The organism is Arthrobacter sulfonylureivorans (assembly GCF_022637435.1).
Lineage (GTDB): Bacteria > Actinomycetota > Actinomycetes > Actinomycetales > Micrococcaceae > Crystallibacter > Crystallibacter sulfonylureivorans.
The window spans coordinates 80,334-98,801 of sequence record NZ_CP093326.1 but is presented as its reverse complement, the minus strand read 5'-3'; the positions used below and the strand labels follow the sequence as shown (position 1 = coordinate 98,801).

Here is an 18,468-nt window from a genome sequence, read left to right as displayed (position 1 = left end):
GGAGTGTGCGAGATGTTTGAGAGATTTACCGACCGTGCCCGTCGCGTTGTCGTGCTGGCTCAAGAAGAAGCCCGCATGCTCAACCACAACTACATCGGCACCGAACATATCCTCCTGGGTTTGATCCACGAGGGTGAGGGCGTTGCCGCCAAAGCACTGGAGTTCCTCGGCGTCTCCCTGAATGGCGTTCGTGAGCAGGTCCAGGAAATCATCGGCCAGGGCCAGCAGGCACCGAGCGGTCACATTCCGTTCACGCCGCGCGCCAAGAAGGTCCTGGAGCTCTCGCTGCGCGAAGCCCTCCAGCTTGGCCACAACTACATCGGTACCGAGCACATCCTGCTGGGCCTGATCCGCGAAGGCGAAGGCGTGGCCACCCAGGTGCTGGTCAAGCTGGGTGCAGACCTCAACCGCGTGCGCCAGCAGGTCATCCAGTTGCTCTCCGGTTACCAGGGCAAGGAGCCGGTCACCGCCGGCCAGCAGCAGGAGGGTACTCCTGCCGGATCCGTCGTGCTGGACCAGTTCGGCCGCAACCTCACCCAGGCCGCGCGTGAATCCAAGCTCGACCCGGTGATCGGGCGCGAGCACGAGATGGAACGCGTCATGCAGGTCCTCTCCCGCCGCACCAAGAACAATCCGGTGCTGATCGGCGAGCCTGGCGTCGGCAAGACGGCCGTGGTCGAGGGACTGGCCCAGGCCATTGTCCGCGGCGACGTGCCCGAGACCATCAAGGACAAGCAGCTCTACACGCTGGACCTGGGGTCACTGGTGGCCGGTTCCCGCTACCGCGGTGACTTCGAGGAGCGGCTGAAGAAGGTCCTGAAGGAAATCCGGACCCGCGGCGACATCATCCTGTTCATCGACGAGATCCACACGCTGGTAGGGGCGGGTGCGGCTGAGGGTGCGATCGACGCCGCGTCCATCCTGAAGCCAATGCTGGCCCGCGGCGAACTGCAGACCATCGGTGCCACCACGCTGGACGAGTACCGCAAGCACATCGAGAAGGACGCCGCGCTGGAGCGCCGGTTCCAGCCGATCCAGGTCGAGGAACCGTCCGTGGAGCACACAGTGCTGATCCTCAAGGGCCTGCGCGACCGCTACGAGGCGCACCACCGGGTGTCCATCACCGACGGCGCCCTGGATGCAGCCGCGCATCTGGCGCACCGCTACATTTCCGACCGTTTCCTGCCGGACAAGGCCATCGACCTGATCGACGAGGCCGGCGCCCGGTTGCGCATCCGCCGGATGACTGCACCGCCGGAGCTCAAGGACATCGACGAGCGCATTTCCCAGCTGAAGAAGCAAAAGGAATCGGCCATCGATGCCCAGGACTTCGAGGGTGCCGCCACGCTGCGGGACCAGGAGAGCAGGCTGCAGGACGAACGGGCGGAGAAGGAACGCGCCTGGAAGTCCGGCGACCTGGATGAGATTGCCGAGGTCGACGAGGACTTGGTGGCCGAAGTGCTGGCCAACTCCACCGGCATCCCGGTGTTCAAGCTGACCGAGGAAGAGTCTAGCCGCCTGATGCACATGGAGGCAGAGCTGCACAAGCGTGTGATCGGCCAGGACCAGGCGATCACGGCCATCTCGCAGGCGATCCGCCGCACCCGGGCCGGCCTGAAGGACCCCAACCGTCCCTCCGGCTCGTTCATCTTCGCCGGCCCCACCGGCGTCGGCAAGACCGAGCTCGCCAAGGCCCTGGCGGAATTCCTCTTCGGTGAGGAAGACGCGCTGATCACCCTGGACATGTCCGAATACTCGGAGAAGCACACCGTTTCGCGGCTTTTCGGTGCCCCTCCGGGCTACGTCGGCTACGAAGAGGGCGGGCAGCTGACCGAGAAGGTACGCCGCCGCCCGTTCTCCGTGGTGCTCTTCGACGAGGTGGAGAAGGCCCACGCGGACCTGTTCAACTCGCTGCTGCAGATCCTCGAGGACGGCCGGCTGACGGACAGCCAGGGCCGCGTCGTGGACTTCAAGAACACGGTGATCATCATGACCACCAACCTGGGCACACGGGACATCTCCAAGGGCGTCATGACCGGCTTCCAGTCGGGCACGGACACCAAGACCGGGTACGAGCGGATGCGCGCCCGGGTCCAGGATGAGCTCAAGCAGCACTTCCGGCCCGAGTTCCTCAACCGCGTTGACGACACGGTGGTGTTCCCGCAGTTGAGCGAGGAAGAGATCGTCCAGATCGTGGATCTGTTCGTCGAGCGGCTGCGGAAGCGGTTGGCCGAGAAGAACCTCAAGATCGAGCTGACCGATCCGGCCAAGGTGCTGCTGGCCACCCGCGGCTACGATCCCACGATGGGTGCCCGTCCGCTGCGCCGGACCATCCAGCGCGAGATCGAGGATCAGCTCTCGGAGAAGATCCTCTTCGGTGAGTTCCACCCCGGCGAAACCATCCACGTGGACGTCGACGGCGAGGGCGAAACGGCAACGTTCGTCTTCACCAGTACCAGCGCCCCCAAGGCGATTGAGGAAGTTCCGGACACCCCGGCACTGTCCCAGTAGCCAGCACTGCGCACGGAGAACCCCGGCTTCGGCCGGGGTTCTCCGTTTTAGCCGTCCCGGTGAAGCACGCCGATAGGGCTGATTTGGGTATTCATCTGTGATCCGCGGCACAAGTAGTGTTTACTGAATCCATGAGTTCTGAAGCACTTACTTCCGATATCCGGGCGGAGGCACCCCTCCAGCAGGCTCCCGCCACCCCGTTCCGAGACCTGGACCGCTACATCGCGCTGCCGCGGCTGGGGTCGCTGGCGCTCAGCCCGGACGGCAGCCGGCTGGTTACCTGCGTCAGCGTGCTGAACTCAGCCGCCACCGAGTACGTCTCCGCCCTCTGGGAAGTTGATCCCGCCGGTGAGCGCCAGGCCCGCCGGATCACGCGCAGCTCCAAGGGCGAGTCCGGGGCGGCGTTTGCCCGCAACGGCGATCTCTATTTCACCTCTGCCCGCCCGAACCCCGACGATCCGGCTGAAGAGGCGGTGCCTGCACTGTGGCGCCTGGCGGCGGCCGGAGGCGAAGGCAGGATGGTGCTGTCGCGTCCCGGCGGCGTCGCCGCGGTGCGCTGTGCCAGTGACGCAGACACCGTGGTGGTGGACGGGCAGGTCTTGAGCGGTTCCGACGGCGAAGAGGACGACGCGAAGCTGCGGGCCGCCCGCAAGGACAAGAAGGTCTCCGCGATCCTGCATTCGGGGTACCCGGTGCGCTTCTGGGACCACGACCTGGGGCCGGGGGAGAAGCGGCACTTCATCCTGCAGGAATCCGCGGACGACGCGGCTGCTACTCAGACCGTGGATGATGAGCCGAGTGGCAGCCTGCGCAACTTCACCGAGTGGGCCGGAAATGCCCTGATGGAAACAGCGGCCGAACTCAGCCCGGACGGCAGCACCCTGATGGTCAACGTCCGCCGGCCGCTGCCGCGGGGAGACGCCCGCAGCGTGCTGGCCGCCGTGGACACGGCCACCGGCGGGTGGCGGATCCTGCTGGAAAGCCCGGACACCGACTACACGCCCGGCCCGGTCAGCCCCGACAACCGCACCGTGGTGGTGGTCTGCGAATCCGTCTCCGGGCCGGAGACCGTTCCTTCGGTCCGCCTGGGACTGCTCCCGCTGGCCGGCGGCGAGCTGCGCCCGCTGGCCGCGGACTGGGACCGCTGGCCTCATCCGGCCGCCTGGCTGCCCGACGGTTCGGGCCTGCTGGTGACAGCCGATGACGGCGGCCGCGCGCCGTTGTTCTGCGTCGACGCCGGCAGCGGCTCCGTGCGGCAGGTGACGCACGACGATGCAGCGTACACCGACGTCGTGGTCAGCCCGGACGGGCGCTTCGCCTACGCGCTGCGAAGCTCCTACCTGTTTCCGCCCGAGCCGGTGCGCATCGACCTGTCCTCCGGGGACACCACGGTGCTGCCCGCTCCTGCACCCCGCCCGGAACTGGGCGGCCGGCTGGAAGAAATCACGACGACGGTGGGCGCCGACGGCGCGCAGGCCCCGGTGCGCGCGTGGCTGGCGCTGCCCGAGGGTGCTTCAGCGCAGAACCCTGCGCCACTGCTGCTGTGGGTGCACGGCGGCCCGCTCGGCTCATGGAATGCCTGGAGCTGGCGCTGGTGCCCGTGGCTGTTGGTGGCGCAGGGCTACGCCGTGTTGCTGCCGGATCCGGCCCTCTCCACCGGCTACGGGGACGACTTCATCCGCCGGGGCTGGGGGCAGTGGGGTCAGGCCCCCTACACGGACCTGATGGCCATCACCGACGCCGCCGTGCAGCGGGAGGACATCGACGGAACCCGGACGGCCGCGATGGGCGGTTCCTTCGGCGGATACATGGCCAACTGGATTGCCGGGCATACCGACCGGTTCCGGGCCATTGTCACCCACGCCAGCCTCTGGGCACTGGACCAGTTCGGCCCGACCACTGACGTATCCCCTTACTGGGAGCGGGAGATGACCCTGGAGATGGCGCTGGAGAACTCCCCGCACTTGCACGTGCAGAACATCAACACACCGATGCTGGTGGTGCACGGGGACAAGGACTACCGGGTGCCGATCGGCGAGGGGCTGCGGCTCTGGTACGAACTCCTGTCCCGGTCGCAGCTGGCGGCGGGAGCGGACGGGGAGACGCCGCATCGGTTCCTGTACTTCCCCGACGAGAACCATTGGGTGCTCTCACCACAGCATGCCAAAATCTGGTACACCGTAGTCTCCAGCTTCCTCGCCCGGCACGTGCTCGACCAGGAGGCGGAACTGCCGGCAGAACTGGGGCTTTAGACTGGCTGGGTGACCGACGCCTTCAAGATCCGCCCCGCCCGCACCTCCGACGTCGTGGAGATCCGCCGCCTGGTGAAACCGCTGGCCGACGAACGGGTGCTGCTGGAGAAGGAAGCGGTGGCGTACTTCGAAGGCATCCAGGAGTTTCGGGTCGCGGAGACGCCGGAGGGCGAAGTCGTGGGCTGCGGTGCCGTGCACGTCATGTGGGAGGACATCGCCGAGGTGCGCACGCTGGCCACTGCGGCGCACTGGCGCGGCAGGGGAGTGGGCCACGCACTGCTGGACGAACTCATCGGCGCGGCCAGGGACCTGGGCGTTAACCGCGTGTTCTGCCTGACCTTCGAGGTGGACTTCTTCACCAGGCATGGCTTCGAGGTGATGGCCGACCAATCGGCGGTGGACCCGGAGGTATATTCCGAGCTGCTGCGTTCCACCGACGAAGGCGTGGCCGAGTTCCTCGATCTGGCCCGGGTCAAACCCAATACGCTGGGCAACACCCGGATGATCCGCTCGCTCTGACCGGCCGACGCTCCCGCTGAGACCGGCTCCGCCTGGTTAGCCGGGAAGACTGATGCCGTCGCCTGCCGTGACGGCCAGCCCGTCCGTCAGCAGCCCGTCGAGGGCCCGGCCCAACTGTTCGTCGCCGGCCGGCAGCGCGCGCAGCGCCGCCAGAGGCCCTTGGTAGGCAGACGGCAGCACCGCCAGTTCCATACTGCCCAGCAGGATCCCGCGCGGCACGGACGATTCCGCTTCGCGCAGGACGGCCATCATGGCGCCTCGCACTTGCCGGTCCGTGCCCGCCCAGGCCTGCCCCTTGGGTACGTAATGGGGTTCCGGACGCCCGGCTTTCACCCAAGCGCAGCGGTCCATCACCGGGCAGGCATCGCACCGCGGCGACCTCGCCGTGCAAATGAGGGCACCAAGTTCCATGGCGCCGGCGTTCCACTCCTTGGTGCCGCTGCCCGGCATCAATTTCTGGGCCAGCCGCATCTCGGCGGCAGTGAGCGTGGGCGCGGGGAGGGCCGCGCCGGTGACCAAGCGGGCATGTACCCGGCGGATATTCGTGTCCACCACGGTTTCCGGCAGCCCGAAGGCGAAGGATGCCACCGCGGCCGCCGTGTAGGTCCCGACGCCGGGGAGTTCCAGCAGGCTGGCGTGGTCGTCCGGCACCCGGCCGCCGTGGCGGTCCACAATGGCAGCAGCCGCGGCATGCAGGCGCAGCGCACGGCGGGGGTACCCCAGCCGCCCCCAGGCCCTGACCGCTTCGCCGGCCGAATCTGCGGCGAGGTCGGCCGGGCGCGGCCAGCGCTGCATCCACTGCTCCCAGACCGGCAGCACCCGGACTACCGGGGTCTGCTGCAGCATGAACTCGCTGACCAAAATGCCCCACGGGTCGCACCCGGGGCGGCGCCAAGGCAGATCCCTTGCGCTGGCCGCAAACCAGTCGCGGATACGCCGGTGCAGCAGGCCGGCTTCTGCCGGTTCGATGGAAGATGCCGGGGCGGCGGCGTCGGGGCGGGGCATGGAACTCCTACGATGTGACCAACCAATACTGTACTGCCCGGCGTGGTGCTGACTACACGGGCCGATGCAGTCTCCTAACCTTGAGGTATGGCAGGCAGCGGCACATCCGGCGGGCGCGGACAGGGTTCATCCGTCCGGCGGCCCAGCCCTGCGGTCTACCGCCGCCGGCGCCTGGTAGCGCTGGTGCTGGCCGTGCTGGTGGTGGCCGCCATCGTGGCTGCCGGATTCTGGGTCGCCGGCCTGGTGGGATCGGGACGGGAAGAAGCCTCGGCCGAGGTGGCCGGGGCGGCAGCGCCCAGCTCCCCTGCGGCCAGCCCGGCAGCCACGACGGGCTGTGAGGACTCGGATGTGGTCGTGCGTGCCGAAACCGATGCGCCGGCTTACGGGAGCGGGGAGAACCCCACGCTGATTCTGGAAGTGGCGAACGTGGGCAAGAGCCCCTGCGAAGTCAACGTCGGCACGGACGCCATGGAATTTTTGGTCACCAGCGGCGACGATCGCATTTTCTCCTCCACGGACTGCCAGGTGGACGCCGAACCGTTGATGATGACCCTTGAGCCGGGCAAGAGCGAAAAGGCGCGTTTTACCTGGGAGCGGAACCGGACGGCGCCGGGCTGCACCTCGGTGGAGGCCAACCCGCAGCCGGGCACCTATGTTCTGATCACCAAGCTGGACAAGAAGTCCAGCAAGAAGACCGTGTTCGAACTGCGTTAGCTGCTCCGGCCCACCGGAGCCTAGAGGAACCGGTCCAGCAGGCTGGTTTCGGCAATCCGGGACAGGCCCTCGCGGATCACGCGTGCGCGCTGCTCTCCGATGCCGTCGACGGCCATCAGATCGTCGATGTTGGCCGCCATCAACGACTGCAGGCCGCCGAAGTGATCCACCAACCGGTCGGCTACCGCCCGCGGTACCGACTTGACTCCCGCCAGCAGCCGGTAGCCGCGGGGCTGGACCACGGCGTCCAGAGAGTCCTGGCCGGTCTGGATGCCAATCACGCTGGCCACCCGGCCCAAATCGATCAGATCGTTCGACGTGAAACCGCGCAGGGTCTTCAGGGCGGTGTCGACATCGATCCCGCCCTTAATTTCCGCGTAGTCGCGCAGGATCATTTCGCTGTCGGGGCCCAGCCCAGAGGTCAGCTCATCAAGTTGCAGGGAGAGCAGTCGGCCGTCCACGCCGAGCTCGAGAACGTATTGGGAGATCTCGTCGGAGATGCGGCGGACCATTTCCTGCCGCTGCAGGGTCACGGCCACGTCCCGCACGGTGACCATGGCCTCGATCTCCAGCGCAGACAGCGAACCAGTGACCTGGTCCAGCCGGGCGCGGTAGCGCTCCAATGTGGCCAGCGCCTGGTTGGCCCGGGCAAGCACCGGCTCGGAGCCCTCCAGGACGTGCCTGATGCCTTCCACATACAGTGCAATGATCTGCATGGACTGGCTGACCGAAATCACCGGCAGTCCGGTCTGGATGGCGACGCGTTCGGCAGTGCGGTGCCGGGTGCCCGACTCCTGGGTGGCAATGGAAGGGTCCGGGACCAGCTGCACCGCGGCCTTGACGATGGCCGCTGCGTCCTTGTCGCAGACGATGGCGCCGTCCATCTTCGCCAGTTCGCGCAGCCGGGTGGGCGAGAACTCGATCCCGATGTCGAACCCGCCGCTGCTGATCTCTTCCACCTGCTGGTCGTACCCGAGCACGATGAGCGCGCCGGTGCGCCCACGGAGGATCCGTTCCAACCCGTCGCGCAGCTGGGTTCCCGGAGCTACACGGGCCAGGGTCGCCTTGAGGGCGTCCTCGGGGCTCTTGACCATGTGTGAGTTTCCTTAGGGCAGGCGGGCATGGAAGCGGGGCCGCCGTCCGGACAGCCTCAGGCTCCATGATAGTGCCGGATTCCGGCTATCCTTCTCCCGGACGCTCAGCGGAACAGCGTGGACAGCGCTTCGGAGACGGTGTGTACTTCCTTAACCGTGAATCCGGCCGGAACCTGGCCCGCTCCATCCGGGGAAGCCGGAACGATCGCATGCGTAAACCCGAGCCGTTCGGCCTCCTGGATGCGCCGCCCGATTCCGGGCACGGGCCGCACCTCGCCGGCCAGCCCAACTTCGCCGAAGGCGATTAACTGCGCCGGCAGCGGCTGGTTGGTCTTAGCGGAGGCAATGGCCAGCACGGTGGCCAGATCGGTGGCCGGTTCGCCCAGCCGGACCCCGCCCACCGTCGCCACGTAGCTGTCGTCCTTGTGCAGCGACATGGATGCGCGGCGCTGCAGCACGGCCATCATCATCGCCACGCGGGAAGAATCCAACCCGCTGGTGGCGCGCCGCGGCTGTGCATTGGAAGTCTCGGCCAGCAACGCCTGCACTTCCGCCACCAGCGGCCGGCGGCCCTCAAGCGTGACGGTGATGCAGGTGCCGGAGACCGGATCCTTGGTCCGGGAGACGAACAGCCCGCTCGGGTCGGTCAGCCCCTCGATGCCGGCCTCCGTCAGATCGAAACAGCCGACTTCGTCGGTGGGGCCGTAGCGGTTCTTGACCGCACGCACCAGTCGCAGGCGCGAATGCCGGTCGCCGTCGAACTGGCACACCACGTCCACCAGATGTTCAAGGAGCCGCGGCCCCGCGATGGAGCCGTCCTTGGTCACATGCCCCACCAGGATGGTGGTCATGCCCTTGGTTTTGGCGGCGTTGATCAGCGACGCCGCGACCTCGCGCACCTGCGTCACGCCGCCGGCAGCCCCTTCCACGGCGCTGCTGCTGAGCGTCTGGACCGAATCCACGATCAACAGCGACGGCTGCAGCTGTTCCACATGGCCCAGCGCGATGCCCAGGTCCGTCTCGGCGGTCAGATAAAGGTTGTCAGCCATCGCGGAGATCCGCTCGGCCCGCAGCTTGACCTGGGCCGCGGATTCCTCGCCGGTCACGTACAACACGTCGCGGTCCTGCCGGGCCACCCGCGCCGCGACGTCGAGCAGCAGCGTGGATTTGCCGATGCCGGGCTCTCCGGCCAGCAGGATGACCGCACCGGGCACCAGGCCGCCGCCGAGCACCCGGTCCAGCTCGCCGACCCCGGTGGCGCGGAAGGCAGCGTTCGTGGCATCAACGTCGGCGATCCGTTTGGCCGGCCGGGAGACCGCGGCGGCGGCTGTGGTGCGCGCCGCCACCGGCGTGGCCTCTTCCACCGTTCCCCACGCCTGGCACTCGCCGCAGCGCCCCACCCATTTGGCCGTGCTCCAGCCGCACTCGGCGCAGCGGTAGGCAGGGGATTTGGAACGGGTCTTGGTGCTCATGCACCCAGCGTAGCCGCGGCCACAGACAATCAGAGTTTGGGCAGGTAGGACGCGGCGTCGTCGTGGCTGAGCCCGGCGGCCTCGAGCAGATCCACCATCAGCGGCCGGAAAACCAAGACCAGGCCCTCTCCTTCCATGGTCGCAATGCCCAGATGCTTGGGGTGCAGTCGGGTGGCGATCGCGGCCAAGTCGTTCCTGGCCCCGGAGAGCCGGCGTTCGCGCGCCCCGGGATCACGGTCGGAGAGGCCCTCGGCAAGGATTTCGACGGCGTCGGCCGTTTCTTGCAGTACTTCGGAGAAGGCCTCGATCGCTTCGTCCGTCATGGCCGCGTGGTTAATCACGGATGTCAGGCGGCGGGAGAACACCCGGCTGTTGCGCATGGCCAGATCCGCCATCTCGGCAGAATCCTGCAGGTCCCCCACTTCTTCCCGATGGCGGCGGTAGGCCAGGGAGATCCGGGCAACCTCCCGGGCCGAGGAGAAACTGCCGCGCACCTCGTCGATCAGTGGCTGGCTGGCGCGCGCCCGGATCAGCGCGTGCCATGCCTTGGTGGGGTCGCTCTTGGCCAAGGCATCTGAGCACTCGCGCAGCACTGCGGAGAGTTCGTCCAGGAGTCTCTGCAGATGCGAGCGTGGTTCCGAACGCGGATCGCCGGGAATCAGCATGGTCACAATCAGGGCGAAGGCTCCGCCGACGACCGCATCCAGGCTGCGCGTGAAGGGTCCGCCGAGCGGCGCGGGCAGCAGCACCACCAGCACCGACTGCAGCGCCATCTGGGTGCTGAAGATGCTGCCGCTGTCCAGGAACCTGGCCAGCAGGATGGAGACCAGCAGCACCAGGGCCGCCTGCCAGATGCCCGGCCCGAGGAAGTGCAGCAGCAGGTCGCCGACGGTGATGCCCAGGGTGCAGCCGATCGCGACCTCGAGCACTTTGCGGACCCGAGGTCCCTTGGCGAAACCGAGCGCAATGATCGAGGAGGTGGCCGCGAACAGCGGGCCCTCGTGGCCAAGTACCTGCTCGGCGAATACATACGCGGCGACGGCGCATAACGTGATCCGCAGGGCGGACATGAACGAGGACTTGCTGCGGCTGTAGCCGGCACGTCCCCGTCTGCGCAGGAACGACCGGGCCTGTACCAACCGGGTGCCTGCGCTCATGCTCCCAGTCTAGGCGGGCCGATCGGCGATTCTGCCGGACCGCGCCCGCTCGCCGGACCGCACCCCGCCAATCCGGGGTCCATAGTATGAGCCTGCTCACGAAGGCAAGACATGCGCGCCGTTCGTTAGCAAACGGTCCCGTCTTGTTCACCTTGCGTTCACTTTAACCGTGCACATTCTTTACGTGGCGCCCATAGCGTCAAAGGAGCACGACAAGGGGGCGGAAAACGTCCGGTCGTCGTGATCCGTTCTCACCCTGAAAGGGACCATACTCGTGAAGGCAATTCGCATCGGCCGCGCGGCCGCCGTCCTCTCCGTTGCAGCGCTGGCACTGACCGCATGTGGCTCGGACAACGCCACCGGAAACCAGGCACCTGCCGGCAGCACCGACTCCGCGTCGACCGTATCCGGCACCCTGTCCGGTGCCGGCGCTTCCTCGCAGGATTCAGCCATGCAGGCCTGGATGGCCGGCTTCACCGCTAAGAACCCCGAAGCCAACGTGCAGTACTCGCCCGACGGCTCCGGCGCCGGCCGCGATGCCTTCCTCGCCGGCGGCGTGCAGTTCGCCGGCTCGGACGCCTACATGGACGACGAAGAGTGGAAGCAGGCCCAGGAAGTCTGCGGTCCCGATGGTGCGATGAACATCCCCGGCTACGTCTCCCCGATCGCCGTGGCCTTCAACCTTGAAGGCGTCGACTCGGTGAACATGGACGCCGAGACCATCGCGAAGGTCTTCCGCGGCGAGATCACCAAGTGGAACGACGAGGCCATCGCCTCGCAGAACGAGGGCGTGGAGTTGCCCGACACCGCCATCACCGTGGTGCACCGTTCCGACGAGTCGGGCACCACCGAGAACTTCGTGGAGTACCTGTCCGCCGCCGCCGGCGACGTCTGGACCGACGAGGTCTCCGGCGACTGGCCCGCCAAGATCCAGGCCGAGAACGCGCAGGGCACCTCCGGCGTGGTCTCCACCACCACCGCCACCGACGGCGCCATCACCTACGCGGACGCTTCCGCAGTGGGCGGCCTGGGCACCGTAAAGGTCAAGGTCGGCGAAGAATACGTCGAGCTCAGCGCCGAGGCAGCCTCCAAGGCCGTCGAAGTGGCCACCCCGGTGGAGGGCCGCAGCGACGTGGACATGTCCCTGGACCTCGAGCGCGACACCACCGAGTCGGGTGCTTACCCGATCGTGCTGGTTTCGTACCACATCTACTGCTCCACCTATGCTGATCAGAACACCGTTGACCTGGTGAAGGCCTTCGGCAGCTACGTGATCAGCGAAGAAGGACAGCAGGCCGCCCAGGACTCGGCCGGCAACGCTCCGATCTCCGAAACCCTGCGCGAGCAGGCCCAGAAGGCTATCGACTCCATCTCGGTGAAGTCCTAGTCCTTATCGAAGTCCGGTTGGCCCCGCGCCGTCGCAATCTGACGCGCGGGGCGCAGCCGTGTTCCGGCCCGGCAATATTGCCGGGCCGGAACGAACAAGCAAGACTGGCAGGAACGGCCAGACGAAGTGCAGAAGGAACCCGAAGGGTTGTGAAGTGTCCCAAACATTGACCGAGACAGGCAGAGGCCGGACCGGCGACAAGGTCTTTTCCGGCCTGACGCTTGCCGCAGGTTGCCTGATCCTCTTCGTGCTGTTCTGCGTGGCGGCGTTCCTGCTGTGGCAGGCCCTGCCGACATTTGGGGCGGACCCTTCCGCCATCTCCGGCGGTAACGGCTTCTGGGCCTACATCTGGCCCATCGTCATCGGCACCCTGATCGCCGCAGCCATTGCCTTGGTGCTGGCCACCCCGGTGGGCGTGGGCGTGGCCCTGTTCATCTCCCACTACGCGCCGCGCCGGCTCGCCCAAGGCCTGGGTTACGTGGTTGACCTGCTGGCGGCCATTCCGTCGGTGGTCTACGGCGCCTGGGGCATCGCGGTCTTGGCGCCGGCCTTGGTGGGACCCTACACCTGGCTGGCGGAGAACGCCGGCTGGATCCCGATCTTCGAAGGGCCGGCCAGCCAGACCGGCAAGACCATGCTGACGGCCGGCATCGTGCTGTCCGTCATGATCCTGCCGATTATCACCTCGCTCAGCCGCGAAATCTTCCTGCAGGCGCCCAAACTCCACGAGGAAGCGGCGCTGGCCATGGGAGCTACCCGCTGGGAAATGATCAAGATGGCCGTCTTCCCGTTCGCCCGTCCGGGCGTCATCAGCGCCGTGATGCTGGGACTGGGCCGCGCGCTGGGTGAAACCATGGCGGTGGCCATGGTCCTGTCCGGCGGCGGGCTGATCGCCAGCCTGATCAAGTCGGGCAACCAGACCATCGCCGCGGAAGTCGCCCTGAACTTCCCGGAAGCTTACGGTCTGCGGCTGTCCGAACTCATCGCCGCCGGCCTGGTGCTGTTCGTCATCACCCTGGCCGTGAACATGATCGCCCGCTGGATCATTAGCCGGCACAAGGAATTCTCGGGAGCCAACTAATGTCCAAATTGCTCACAGACGCCCCCGCACCGGCTAAACGCAACACGCTCACCAAGAATCAACTGCCCGGCTGGGCTATCTGGGCGGTGGCCGCCGGCTCGCTCATCCTCGGCGCGGCGGTATCCTCGCTGATCGGTTTCAGTCTGGTCTCCTGGGCGCTCATCTCGGCCGTGATCTTCGTGATCGCCGGCTACGTGGTCACGCTCTCGGTGGAGGGCGCCCGCAAGGCCAAGGACCGCTTCGCCACTAACCTGATCTTCGCGACGTTCATTATTGCCGTGGTGCCGCTGATCTCGGTGATCTGGACGGTGCTGCAGAACGGCATCGCCGGACTGAGCTACAACCTCGTCTTCACGTCCATGAACGGCATGACCGGCATGGTGGACAACGAGACCGTAGCCAACGGAACCGAAGTGCTCGGCGGCGCCTATCACGGCATTATCGGCACCCTGCTGATCACCATGTGGGCCACCATCATCTCGGTTCCGATCGGCCTGCTCACGGCGGTCTACCTGGTCGAATACAGCAAGGGCGGAGCGCTCTCGCGCGGCATCACGTTCTTCGTGGACGTGATGACCGGTATCCCCTCGATCGTTGCCGGCCTGTTCGCCGCCGCGCTGTTCGGCCTGATCTTCGGGCCGAGCACCCGTACCGGGTTCGTCGCCGCCGTCGCGCTTTCCGTGCTGATGATCCCGGTGGTGGTCCGCTCCACCGAGGAGATGCTCAAGATCGTGCCGAACGAACTGCGCGAGGCCTCCTACGCGCTGGGCGTGCGCAAGTGGCGCACCGTCCTGAAGGTGGTCGTGCCGACGGCGATCTCCGGCATTGCCTCCGGCGTCACCCTGGCCATCGCCCGCATCATCGGCGAGACCGCCCCGCTGCTGGTCACCGCGGGCTTCGTCAACAGCATCAACTGGAACGTGTTCGGCGGCTGGATGACCACCCTGCCCACTTATATCTACCGGCAGCTGATGAACCCCACCTCGCCCACCAACGTGGAACCCAGCATGCAGCGTGCCTGGGCTGCGGCGCTGATCCTGATCATCTTCGTGATGCTGCTGAACCTGTTTGCCCGGCTGATCGCCCGCATCTTCGCCCCCAAGACCGGCCGCTGAGCCAGAACCAAAGAGAAGGAACCCCATGTCCAAACGCATCGACGTCAAGGACCTGAACGTCTACTACGGCAACTTCCGCGCGGTGGAGGGCGTCAACATCAACATCGACGCCCGGTCCGTGACAGCCTTCATCGGCCCCTCCGGCTGCGGCAAGTCCACGTTCCTGCGCACGCTGAACCGGATGCACGAGGTGCTGCCCGGCGCCCGGGTGGAGGGCGAAGTCCTGCTGGACGGCGACAACCTCTACGGCTCGGGCGTGGACCCGGTGACCGTGCGCAGCCAGATCGGCATGGTCTTCCAGCGCCCCAACCCGTTCCCCACCATGTCCATCCGCGACAACGTGCTGGCCGGCGTCAAGCTGAACAACAAGCGGATGTCCAAGTCGGACGCCGACGCGCTGGTGGAGAAGTCGCTGACCGGCGCCAACCTGTGGAATGAGGTCAAGGACCGGCTGGCCAAGCCCGGATCCGGCCTCTCCGGCGGCCAGCAGCAGCGCCTGTGCATTGCCCGCGCCATCGCGGTCTCCCCGCAGGTGATCCTGATGGACGAGCCGTGTTCGGCACTCGACCCCATCTCCACACTCGCCATTGAGGACCTGATCGAGGAACTCAAGACGCAGTACACCGTGGTGATCGTTACCCACAACATGCAGCAGGCGGCCCGCGTGTCCGACAAGACCGCGTTCTTCAACATCGCCGGCACCGGCAAACCGGGCAAGCTGATCGAATACGGCGATACGCCAACGATCTTCAGCAACCCGACCGAGAAGGCCACCGAGGACTACGTGTCCGGCCGCTTCGGATAACCCCTCAGCAAGCACGACGGCGGTGCCTCCCCACGCGCGGGAGGCACCGCCGTCGCGGTTAAGGGAGGGCCTGTGCGGCTGGGAGGATTTCCGGGCCGGTGAGAGCGGCAGCCAGGGCCACAGCTGCCGCCGTCAGGGGCGTGCAGCGGCCGTTGTGGGTCCTCAGAGCACCGGATCCATCGCCAGCAGCAGGATGCCGCCGAGCAGCGAGGTGACCACCAGGGTCAGCAGCCAGGTGGCCAGTACGCGAAGGGCGACTCGCCAGCGCACCGCCTGAAGCTTCTGGCTTGCACCGGCGCCCAGGATGGACGACGTCATGGTGTGGGTACTGGAAAGCGGCATGTGCAGGCCGATGGCGCCGACGAACAGCATGGCGGAGCTGACGCCCTGCGCGGCGGCCCCGTGCAAAGGGTCGATCCGGACCAGCCGGGATCCGAGGGTGTACGAGATCCGCCAGCCGCCGAAGAGCGCGCCCACCGCCAGCAGCACCGCCGCGAAGACTTGCACCCAGAGCGGCATCTGCTCGCCCGAGGCATAACCGGCCGCGACCAGCGCCAGCAGCACCACAGCCATTGTCCGCTGGCCGTCCTGCAGCCCGTGGCCCAGCGAGAAGGTGCCGGCGAAGACGGCCTGGGCCAGCCTGGTGGTCCGGCCCACCTCGCGCGGCGTCCGGTAACGGGCCAGCCACGTCAGCGGTACCATCACCAGGTAGGACAACGCGAACGCCACCAGCGGGGACAGCAGCAACGGCAGCCACAGCTGGGCCCAGATCGGATTCTCGGTGTCGCTGATGTTCTCCCCGCCCAGAATGGTGGATGCAGCTCCGGCCCCCACCAGGCCGCCGAGCAGCGCATGCGTGGACGATGACGGCATCCGCAGCCACCAGGTGAACACTCCCCAGGCGCAGGCGCTCAGCAAGCCGGCCAGCAGGATGGCCAGTCCGGTCCGCCCCGCGGGCAGGCCGATCCAGCCGGTGCTGATCAGCAGGGCCAGACTGCTGGAAATCAAGGCGCCGGCCAGGTTGCAGATGGAGGCCAGAACGACGGCGATTCGCGGCGTGAGCGCGTGCGTGCGCACCGCCGTCGCTACGGCATTGGAGACGTCATGGAAGCCATTGATGAACGCGAAGCAGCCGGCGAATGCGACCACCAGCAGCAGCAGGACAAGCTCCACCTACGATTCCTTGACCAGGATCTGCCCCACATGGTGGGACGCCTGGCGCAGGGTCTTGGTGGCGGCTACCAGTTGGTCGGCGACGTCGCGGTGTCGGGCCAAGGTGGCACCCTTGTGGTCCGACAGGAGTTCCGATACCCACACCCGGTGGGTGCGTTCGGCCCGTTTGGCCAGCCGGATCATCTCGATGCAGTACTCGTCGAGGTCTTCCAGGGAGTTCAGCCGGGGCATGGCTTCCCGGGTCATCTCTGACATCCGCCCGATGACTTCGAGCTGCTCGGAGGCTCGTGTAGACAGGCGTTTGACCCGGTTCAGGGCGATCAGTTCAGCGGCCGCGTCGAGGTGTTCGAAGGTGTTGACCAGATGCAGCGAGAGTTGGAACATGTCCTCGCGCGGGAGGGGATTCACAAAGCTGGTGCGCAGGTTGGTGAGCAGTGCGAAGAGCAGGCGGGAGACGTTGGAGTCCCTATCGTGCAGCTCTTCGGAGAGCTTGTCGTAGTCGTCTGCAGGTGCCCCGAGGATCTCCGAGAGGGTCTTGACTCCTGCCATGAGCTCGGCTGCCGTCTGGGCGAGCAGCTCCAGGCTCTTGGTGTCCTGCGGGAAGAGGCTTAACTTCATGTCACCGGCGGTTTTCTCACTGGTCCGAACGGCGGAAGGGAAGCATCCGCCGTGCCTAGATTAGCGCCTCTGGGTGAACAAGATTAATGGTGCCGAACCGGGAGCGCCTCTCGGCGGAAGGCCGCTCGAGGCGGCTAAAAGTTGGAGCCCGGGGCTGCCACGGTTCGACACCACCTTCAGTTTTCTACGCCTCAGAGCCGATGTCAACAGCCCCGGAAAACCGGGGAAAAACGTGTCAACTCACGATATTTGTGGTACACGCGCGCGTCATGTCGCGAGTCATCTACGATGACCATTCGCGGAGGATTTGGCCCCCTCGGGGTGGCCATTGTCAAGGTGCCCGGGCAGGGAATCCCTGCCGGATCTTGCGTTCGGTCAGCGTGCGCGCTGGCCCTCCAGCCGTCAGTCGAGTTCGTCGCGGCGCCAAGCGGCGGCCGCCGCCTCAAGGTCCTCCGCGGTCTTCACCAGTCGATGCGAACTCAGCGTCAGCTTGGTGGCGTGATTCTCATTGGAAGGCTCGGCCGAGTCGGCGTGATGGGTCTGGCCGAGGGCGACGATGCGGCAAAAGGCAGCGGACCGGTCCAGCGCAACGTCGAAATCGCCGTCGAAGGCTCCGGACAGGATCGTGTCGGCCATGGTGCGCACTTCGTCGGCGCCGGGCGGCTCGGCCACGCCCGCGATCACCTTGGACACTTCAGCAGATGCCGTGCCCGCCTTGAAGAAGGCCGCCAGCTTGTCCGGATGGGACTGGACGGCGGCGCGGATGGCGTAGAGCCGCCAGAGCGCACCGGGCAGGGACCTGGCGGGACTCTCCGACCACATTTCGGCTATGGCCTCGAGGCCCTGCTGGTCGGCGAGTTTGACCAGGCGCTTGGTGATCTCGGGATCATCGGAGCCGCGGCCGCGGTGCACCAAAGCCTGGGCTGCCAGGTGGGCAGCCTCGGAGACTCGTGCGGGGTCGGCGCCGCCGGCGAAGTCCTCAAAATCCAACGGGGCAAAGGGCTTCGGCTTGTGCGGCCGGGGGACGTCATTTCCGTTGTTCGGGCTCATGCCACGACCTTACTCCCGCCTCTGACGCCGGTACAGGGAGGCCGTGTCCCGGGGCAGCGGCGGGTCCTGCACGGCGCGGTGCCCCGGCCAGGGGCAGGTCCTGCACGGCCAACGGAACGGCCGGCACGGCGGATTCGAATGCGCGGCGGTGGGTGCGATAAACTGTGAACCGGCCAAATCCGCCCACGTCCCGGTCTCCACCAGGATGGACGGAACCGGCTGGCGGGCCTTTAGCTCAGTTGGTAGAGCATCGGACTTTTAATCCGCGGGTCGCGGGTTCGATCCCCGCAGGGCCCACCGCGAAAGCGGCTCCGACCGGTTATTTCCGGTCGGAGCCGCTTTTTCTTGTCCATCGGGCGGCTGATTCCCCTCAGAGGGCAGGAACTGTCCAGGTTCAGGCCAAACTGTCCATCTCTTGACTGTCCACAGGCCGCTGACCTGCGGTGATGCCGGCGGGCCCGGCAAAACATGGACAGGGTGCCGGCGGATGAGAGCGAGTGGGCGGCGGATGGACA

15 protein-coding genes and 1 tRNA gene are annotated in these 18,468 nt (G+C 66.8%); 9 read left to right on the top strand and 7 right to left on the bottom strand.

From position 1 onward, the window contains the following. Positions 1-12: 12 nt before the first annotated feature. The 3 genes from MNQ99_RS00490 (at position 13) to MNQ99_RS00480 (ending at position 5,282) form a co-directional block, all read left to right on the top strand. Positions 13-2,511, top strand: a complete 2,499-nt coding sequence (locus MNQ99_RS00490; protein WP_127513123.1) for an ATP-dependent Clp protease ATP-binding subunit — start codon at positions 13-15, stop codon at positions 2,509-2,511. A 131-nt stretch (positions 2,512-2,642) separates the two neighbouring features. Beyond that, complete coding sequence (locus MNQ99_RS00485) at positions 2,643-4,763, top strand: S9 family peptidase (RefSeq protein ID WP_241914045.1); 2,121 nt, start codon at positions 2,643-2,645, stop codon at positions 4,761-4,763. A gap of 9 nt (positions 4,764-4,772) precedes the next feature. Further along, entirely contained in the window at positions 4,773-5,282 is a 510-nt protein-coding gene (locus MNQ99_RS00480) for an amino-acid N-acetyltransferase (protein ID WP_127513121.1), read from the top strand. A gap of 36 nt (positions 5,283-5,318) precedes the next feature. Here the strand turns inward: MNQ99_RS00480 and MNQ99_RS00475 are convergent, their stop codons facing one another. Further along, entirely contained in the window at positions 5,319-6,287 is a 969-nt protein-coding gene (locus MNQ99_RS00475) for an HhH-GPD family protein (protein ID WP_241914044.1), read from the bottom strand. Between the two features lie 87 nt (positions 6,288-6,374). Between MNQ99_RS00475 and MNQ99_RS00470 the strand changes: the two genes are divergently transcribed. Further along, positions 6,375-7,001: a hypothetical protein gene (locus MNQ99_RS00470; protein ID WP_241914043.1), complete on the top strand. Its 627-nt coding sequence runs from the start codon at positions 6,375-6,377 to the stop codon at positions 6,999-7,001. Between the two features lie 20 nt (positions 7,002-7,021). Here MNQ99_RS00470 and disA read toward each other — a convergent pair whose 3' ends face one another. The 3 genes from disA to MNQ99_RS00455 all read right to left on the bottom strand — a co-directional run bounded on the left by disA (position 7,022) and on the right by MNQ99_RS00455 (position 10,724). After that, on the bottom strand, positions 7,022-8,095 hold the full coding sequence (disA, locus tag MNQ99_RS00465) for a DNA integrity scanning diadenylate cyclase DisA (RefSeq protein ID WP_127513118.1): 1,074 nt from the start codon (positions 8,093-8,095) through the stop codon (positions 7,022-7,024). A 104-nt stretch (positions 8,096-8,199) separates the two neighbouring features. Further along, positions 8,200-9,567, bottom strand: a complete 1,368-nt coding sequence (gene radA / locus MNQ99_RS00460; RefSeq protein WP_241914042.1) for a DNA repair protein RadA — start codon at positions 9,565-9,567, stop codon at positions 8,200-8,202. Positions 9,568-9,596: 29 nt separating this feature from the next. Continuing rightward, positions 9,597-10,724 (bottom strand): FUSC family protein, encoded by a 1,128-nt coding sequence (locus tag MNQ99_RS00455; protein WP_127513116.1) that lies wholly within the window; start codon positions 10,722-10,724, stop codon positions 9,597-9,599. Between the two features lie 274 nt (positions 10,725-10,998). Here MNQ99_RS00455 and pstS point away from each other — a divergent pair, with 274 nt between their 5' ends. The 4 genes from pstS (at position 10,999) to pstB (ending at position 15,112) form a co-directional block, all read left to right on the top strand. Then, positions 10,999-12,111, top strand: coding sequence for a phosphate ABC transporter substrate-binding protein PstS (pstS, locus tag MNQ99_RS00450; RefSeq protein ID WP_127513115.1), 1,113 nt, complete (start codon positions 10,999-11,001; stop codon positions 12,109-12,111). Between the two features lie 154 nt (positions 12,112-12,265). Beyond that, positions 12,266-13,192: a phosphate ABC transporter permease subunit PstC gene (pstC, locus tag MNQ99_RS00445; protein ID WP_127513114.1), complete on the top strand. Its 927-nt coding sequence runs from the start codon at positions 12,266-12,268 to the stop codon at positions 13,190-13,192. Beyond that, positions 13,192-14,307, top strand: a complete 1,116-nt coding sequence (gene pstA, locus MNQ99_RS00440; protein ID WP_127513113.1) for a phosphate ABC transporter permease PstA — start codon at positions 13,192-13,194, stop codon at positions 14,305-14,307. Before pstC ends, pstA begins: the two co-directional genes overlap by 1 nt. Before the next feature lie 25 nt (positions 14,308-14,332). Then, the gene (gene pstB / locus MNQ99_RS00435) at positions 14,333-15,112 is read left to right on the top strand and encodes a phosphate ABC transporter ATP-binding protein PstB (RefSeq protein ID WP_127513112.1); all 780 of its coding nucleotides are present in this window, start codon (positions 14,333-14,335) and stop codon (positions 15,110-15,112) included. A 162-nt stretch (positions 15,113-15,274) separates the two neighbouring features. On the opposite strand, the gene MNQ99_RS00430 is transcribed toward pstB, so the two are convergent. From MNQ99_RS00430 to MNQ99_RS00420, 3 genes are all read right to left on the bottom strand, one after another. Then, the gene (locus tag MNQ99_RS00430) at positions 15,275-16,285 is read right to left on the bottom strand and encodes an inorganic phosphate transporter (protein ID WP_127513111.1); all 1,011 of its coding nucleotides are present in this window, start codon (positions 16,283-16,285) and stop codon (positions 15,275-15,277) included. Next, a complete protein-coding gene (locus tag MNQ99_RS00425) occupies positions 16,286-16,903 on the bottom strand; it encodes a DUF47 domain-containing protein (protein ID WP_127513110.1) in 618 nt (205 codons plus the stop codon). Between the two features lie 402 nt (positions 16,904-17,305). Next, on the bottom strand, positions 17,306-17,953 hold the full coding sequence (locus tag MNQ99_RS00420; RefSeq protein WP_127513109.1) for a hypothetical protein: 648 nt from the start codon (positions 17,951-17,953) through the stop codon (positions 17,306-17,308). A 224-nt stretch (positions 17,954-18,177) separates the two neighbouring features. Between MNQ99_RS00420 and MNQ99_RS00415 the strand changes: the two genes are divergently transcribed. Next, a tRNA-Lys gene (locus tag MNQ99_RS00415) sits at positions 18,178-18,250 on the top strand. Positions 18,251-18,468 lie beyond the last annotated feature (218 nt).

What these genes read in the sequence shown, in the direction of transcription:
- MNQ99_RS00490 (WP_127513123.1), top strand. Translation starts at nt 13, where the DNA reads ATGTTTGAGAGATTTACCGACCGTGCCCGTCGCGTTGTCGTGCTGGCT.
- MNQ99_RS00485 (WP_241914045.1), top strand. Translation starts at nt 2,643, where the DNA reads ATGAGTTCTGAAGCACTTACTTCCGATATCCGGGCGGAGGCACCCCTC.
- MNQ99_RS00475 (WP_241914044.1), bottom strand. Translation starts at nt 6,287, where the DNA reads ATGCCCCGCCCCGACGCCGCCGCCCCGGCATCTTCCATCGAACCGGCA.
- MNQ99_RS00470 (WP_241914043.1), top strand. Translation starts at nt 6,375, where the DNA reads ATGGCAGGCAGCGGCACATCCGGCGGGCGCGGACAGGGTTCATCCGTC.
- disA (WP_127513118.1), bottom strand. Translation starts at nt 8,095, where the DNA reads ATGGTCAAGAGCCCCGAGGACGCCCTCAAGGCGACCCTGGCCCGTGTA.
- radA (WP_241914042.1), bottom strand. Translation starts at nt 9,567, where the DNA reads ATGAGCACCAAGACCCGTTCCAAATCCCCTGCCTACCGCTGCGCCGAG.
- MNQ99_RS00455 (WP_127513116.1), bottom strand. Translation starts at nt 10,724, where the DNA reads ATGAGCGCAGGCACCCGGTTGGTACAGGCCCGGTCGTTCCTGCGCAGA.
- pstA (WP_127513113.1), top strand. Translation starts at nt 13,192, where the DNA reads ATGTCCAAATTGCTCACAGACGCCCCCGCACCGGCTAAACGCAACACG.
- pstB (WP_127513112.1), top strand. Translation starts at nt 14,333, where the DNA reads ATGTCCAAACGCATCGACGTCAAGGACCTGAACGTCTACTACGGCAAC.
- MNQ99_RS00425 (WP_127513110.1), bottom strand. Translation starts at nt 16,903, where the DNA reads ATGAAGTTAAGCCTCTTCCCGCAGGACACCAAGAGCCTGGAGCTGCTC.
- MNQ99_RS00420 (WP_127513109.1), bottom strand. Translation starts at nt 17,953, where the DNA reads ATGAGCCCGAACAACGGAAATGACGTCCCCCGGCCGCACAAGCCGAAG.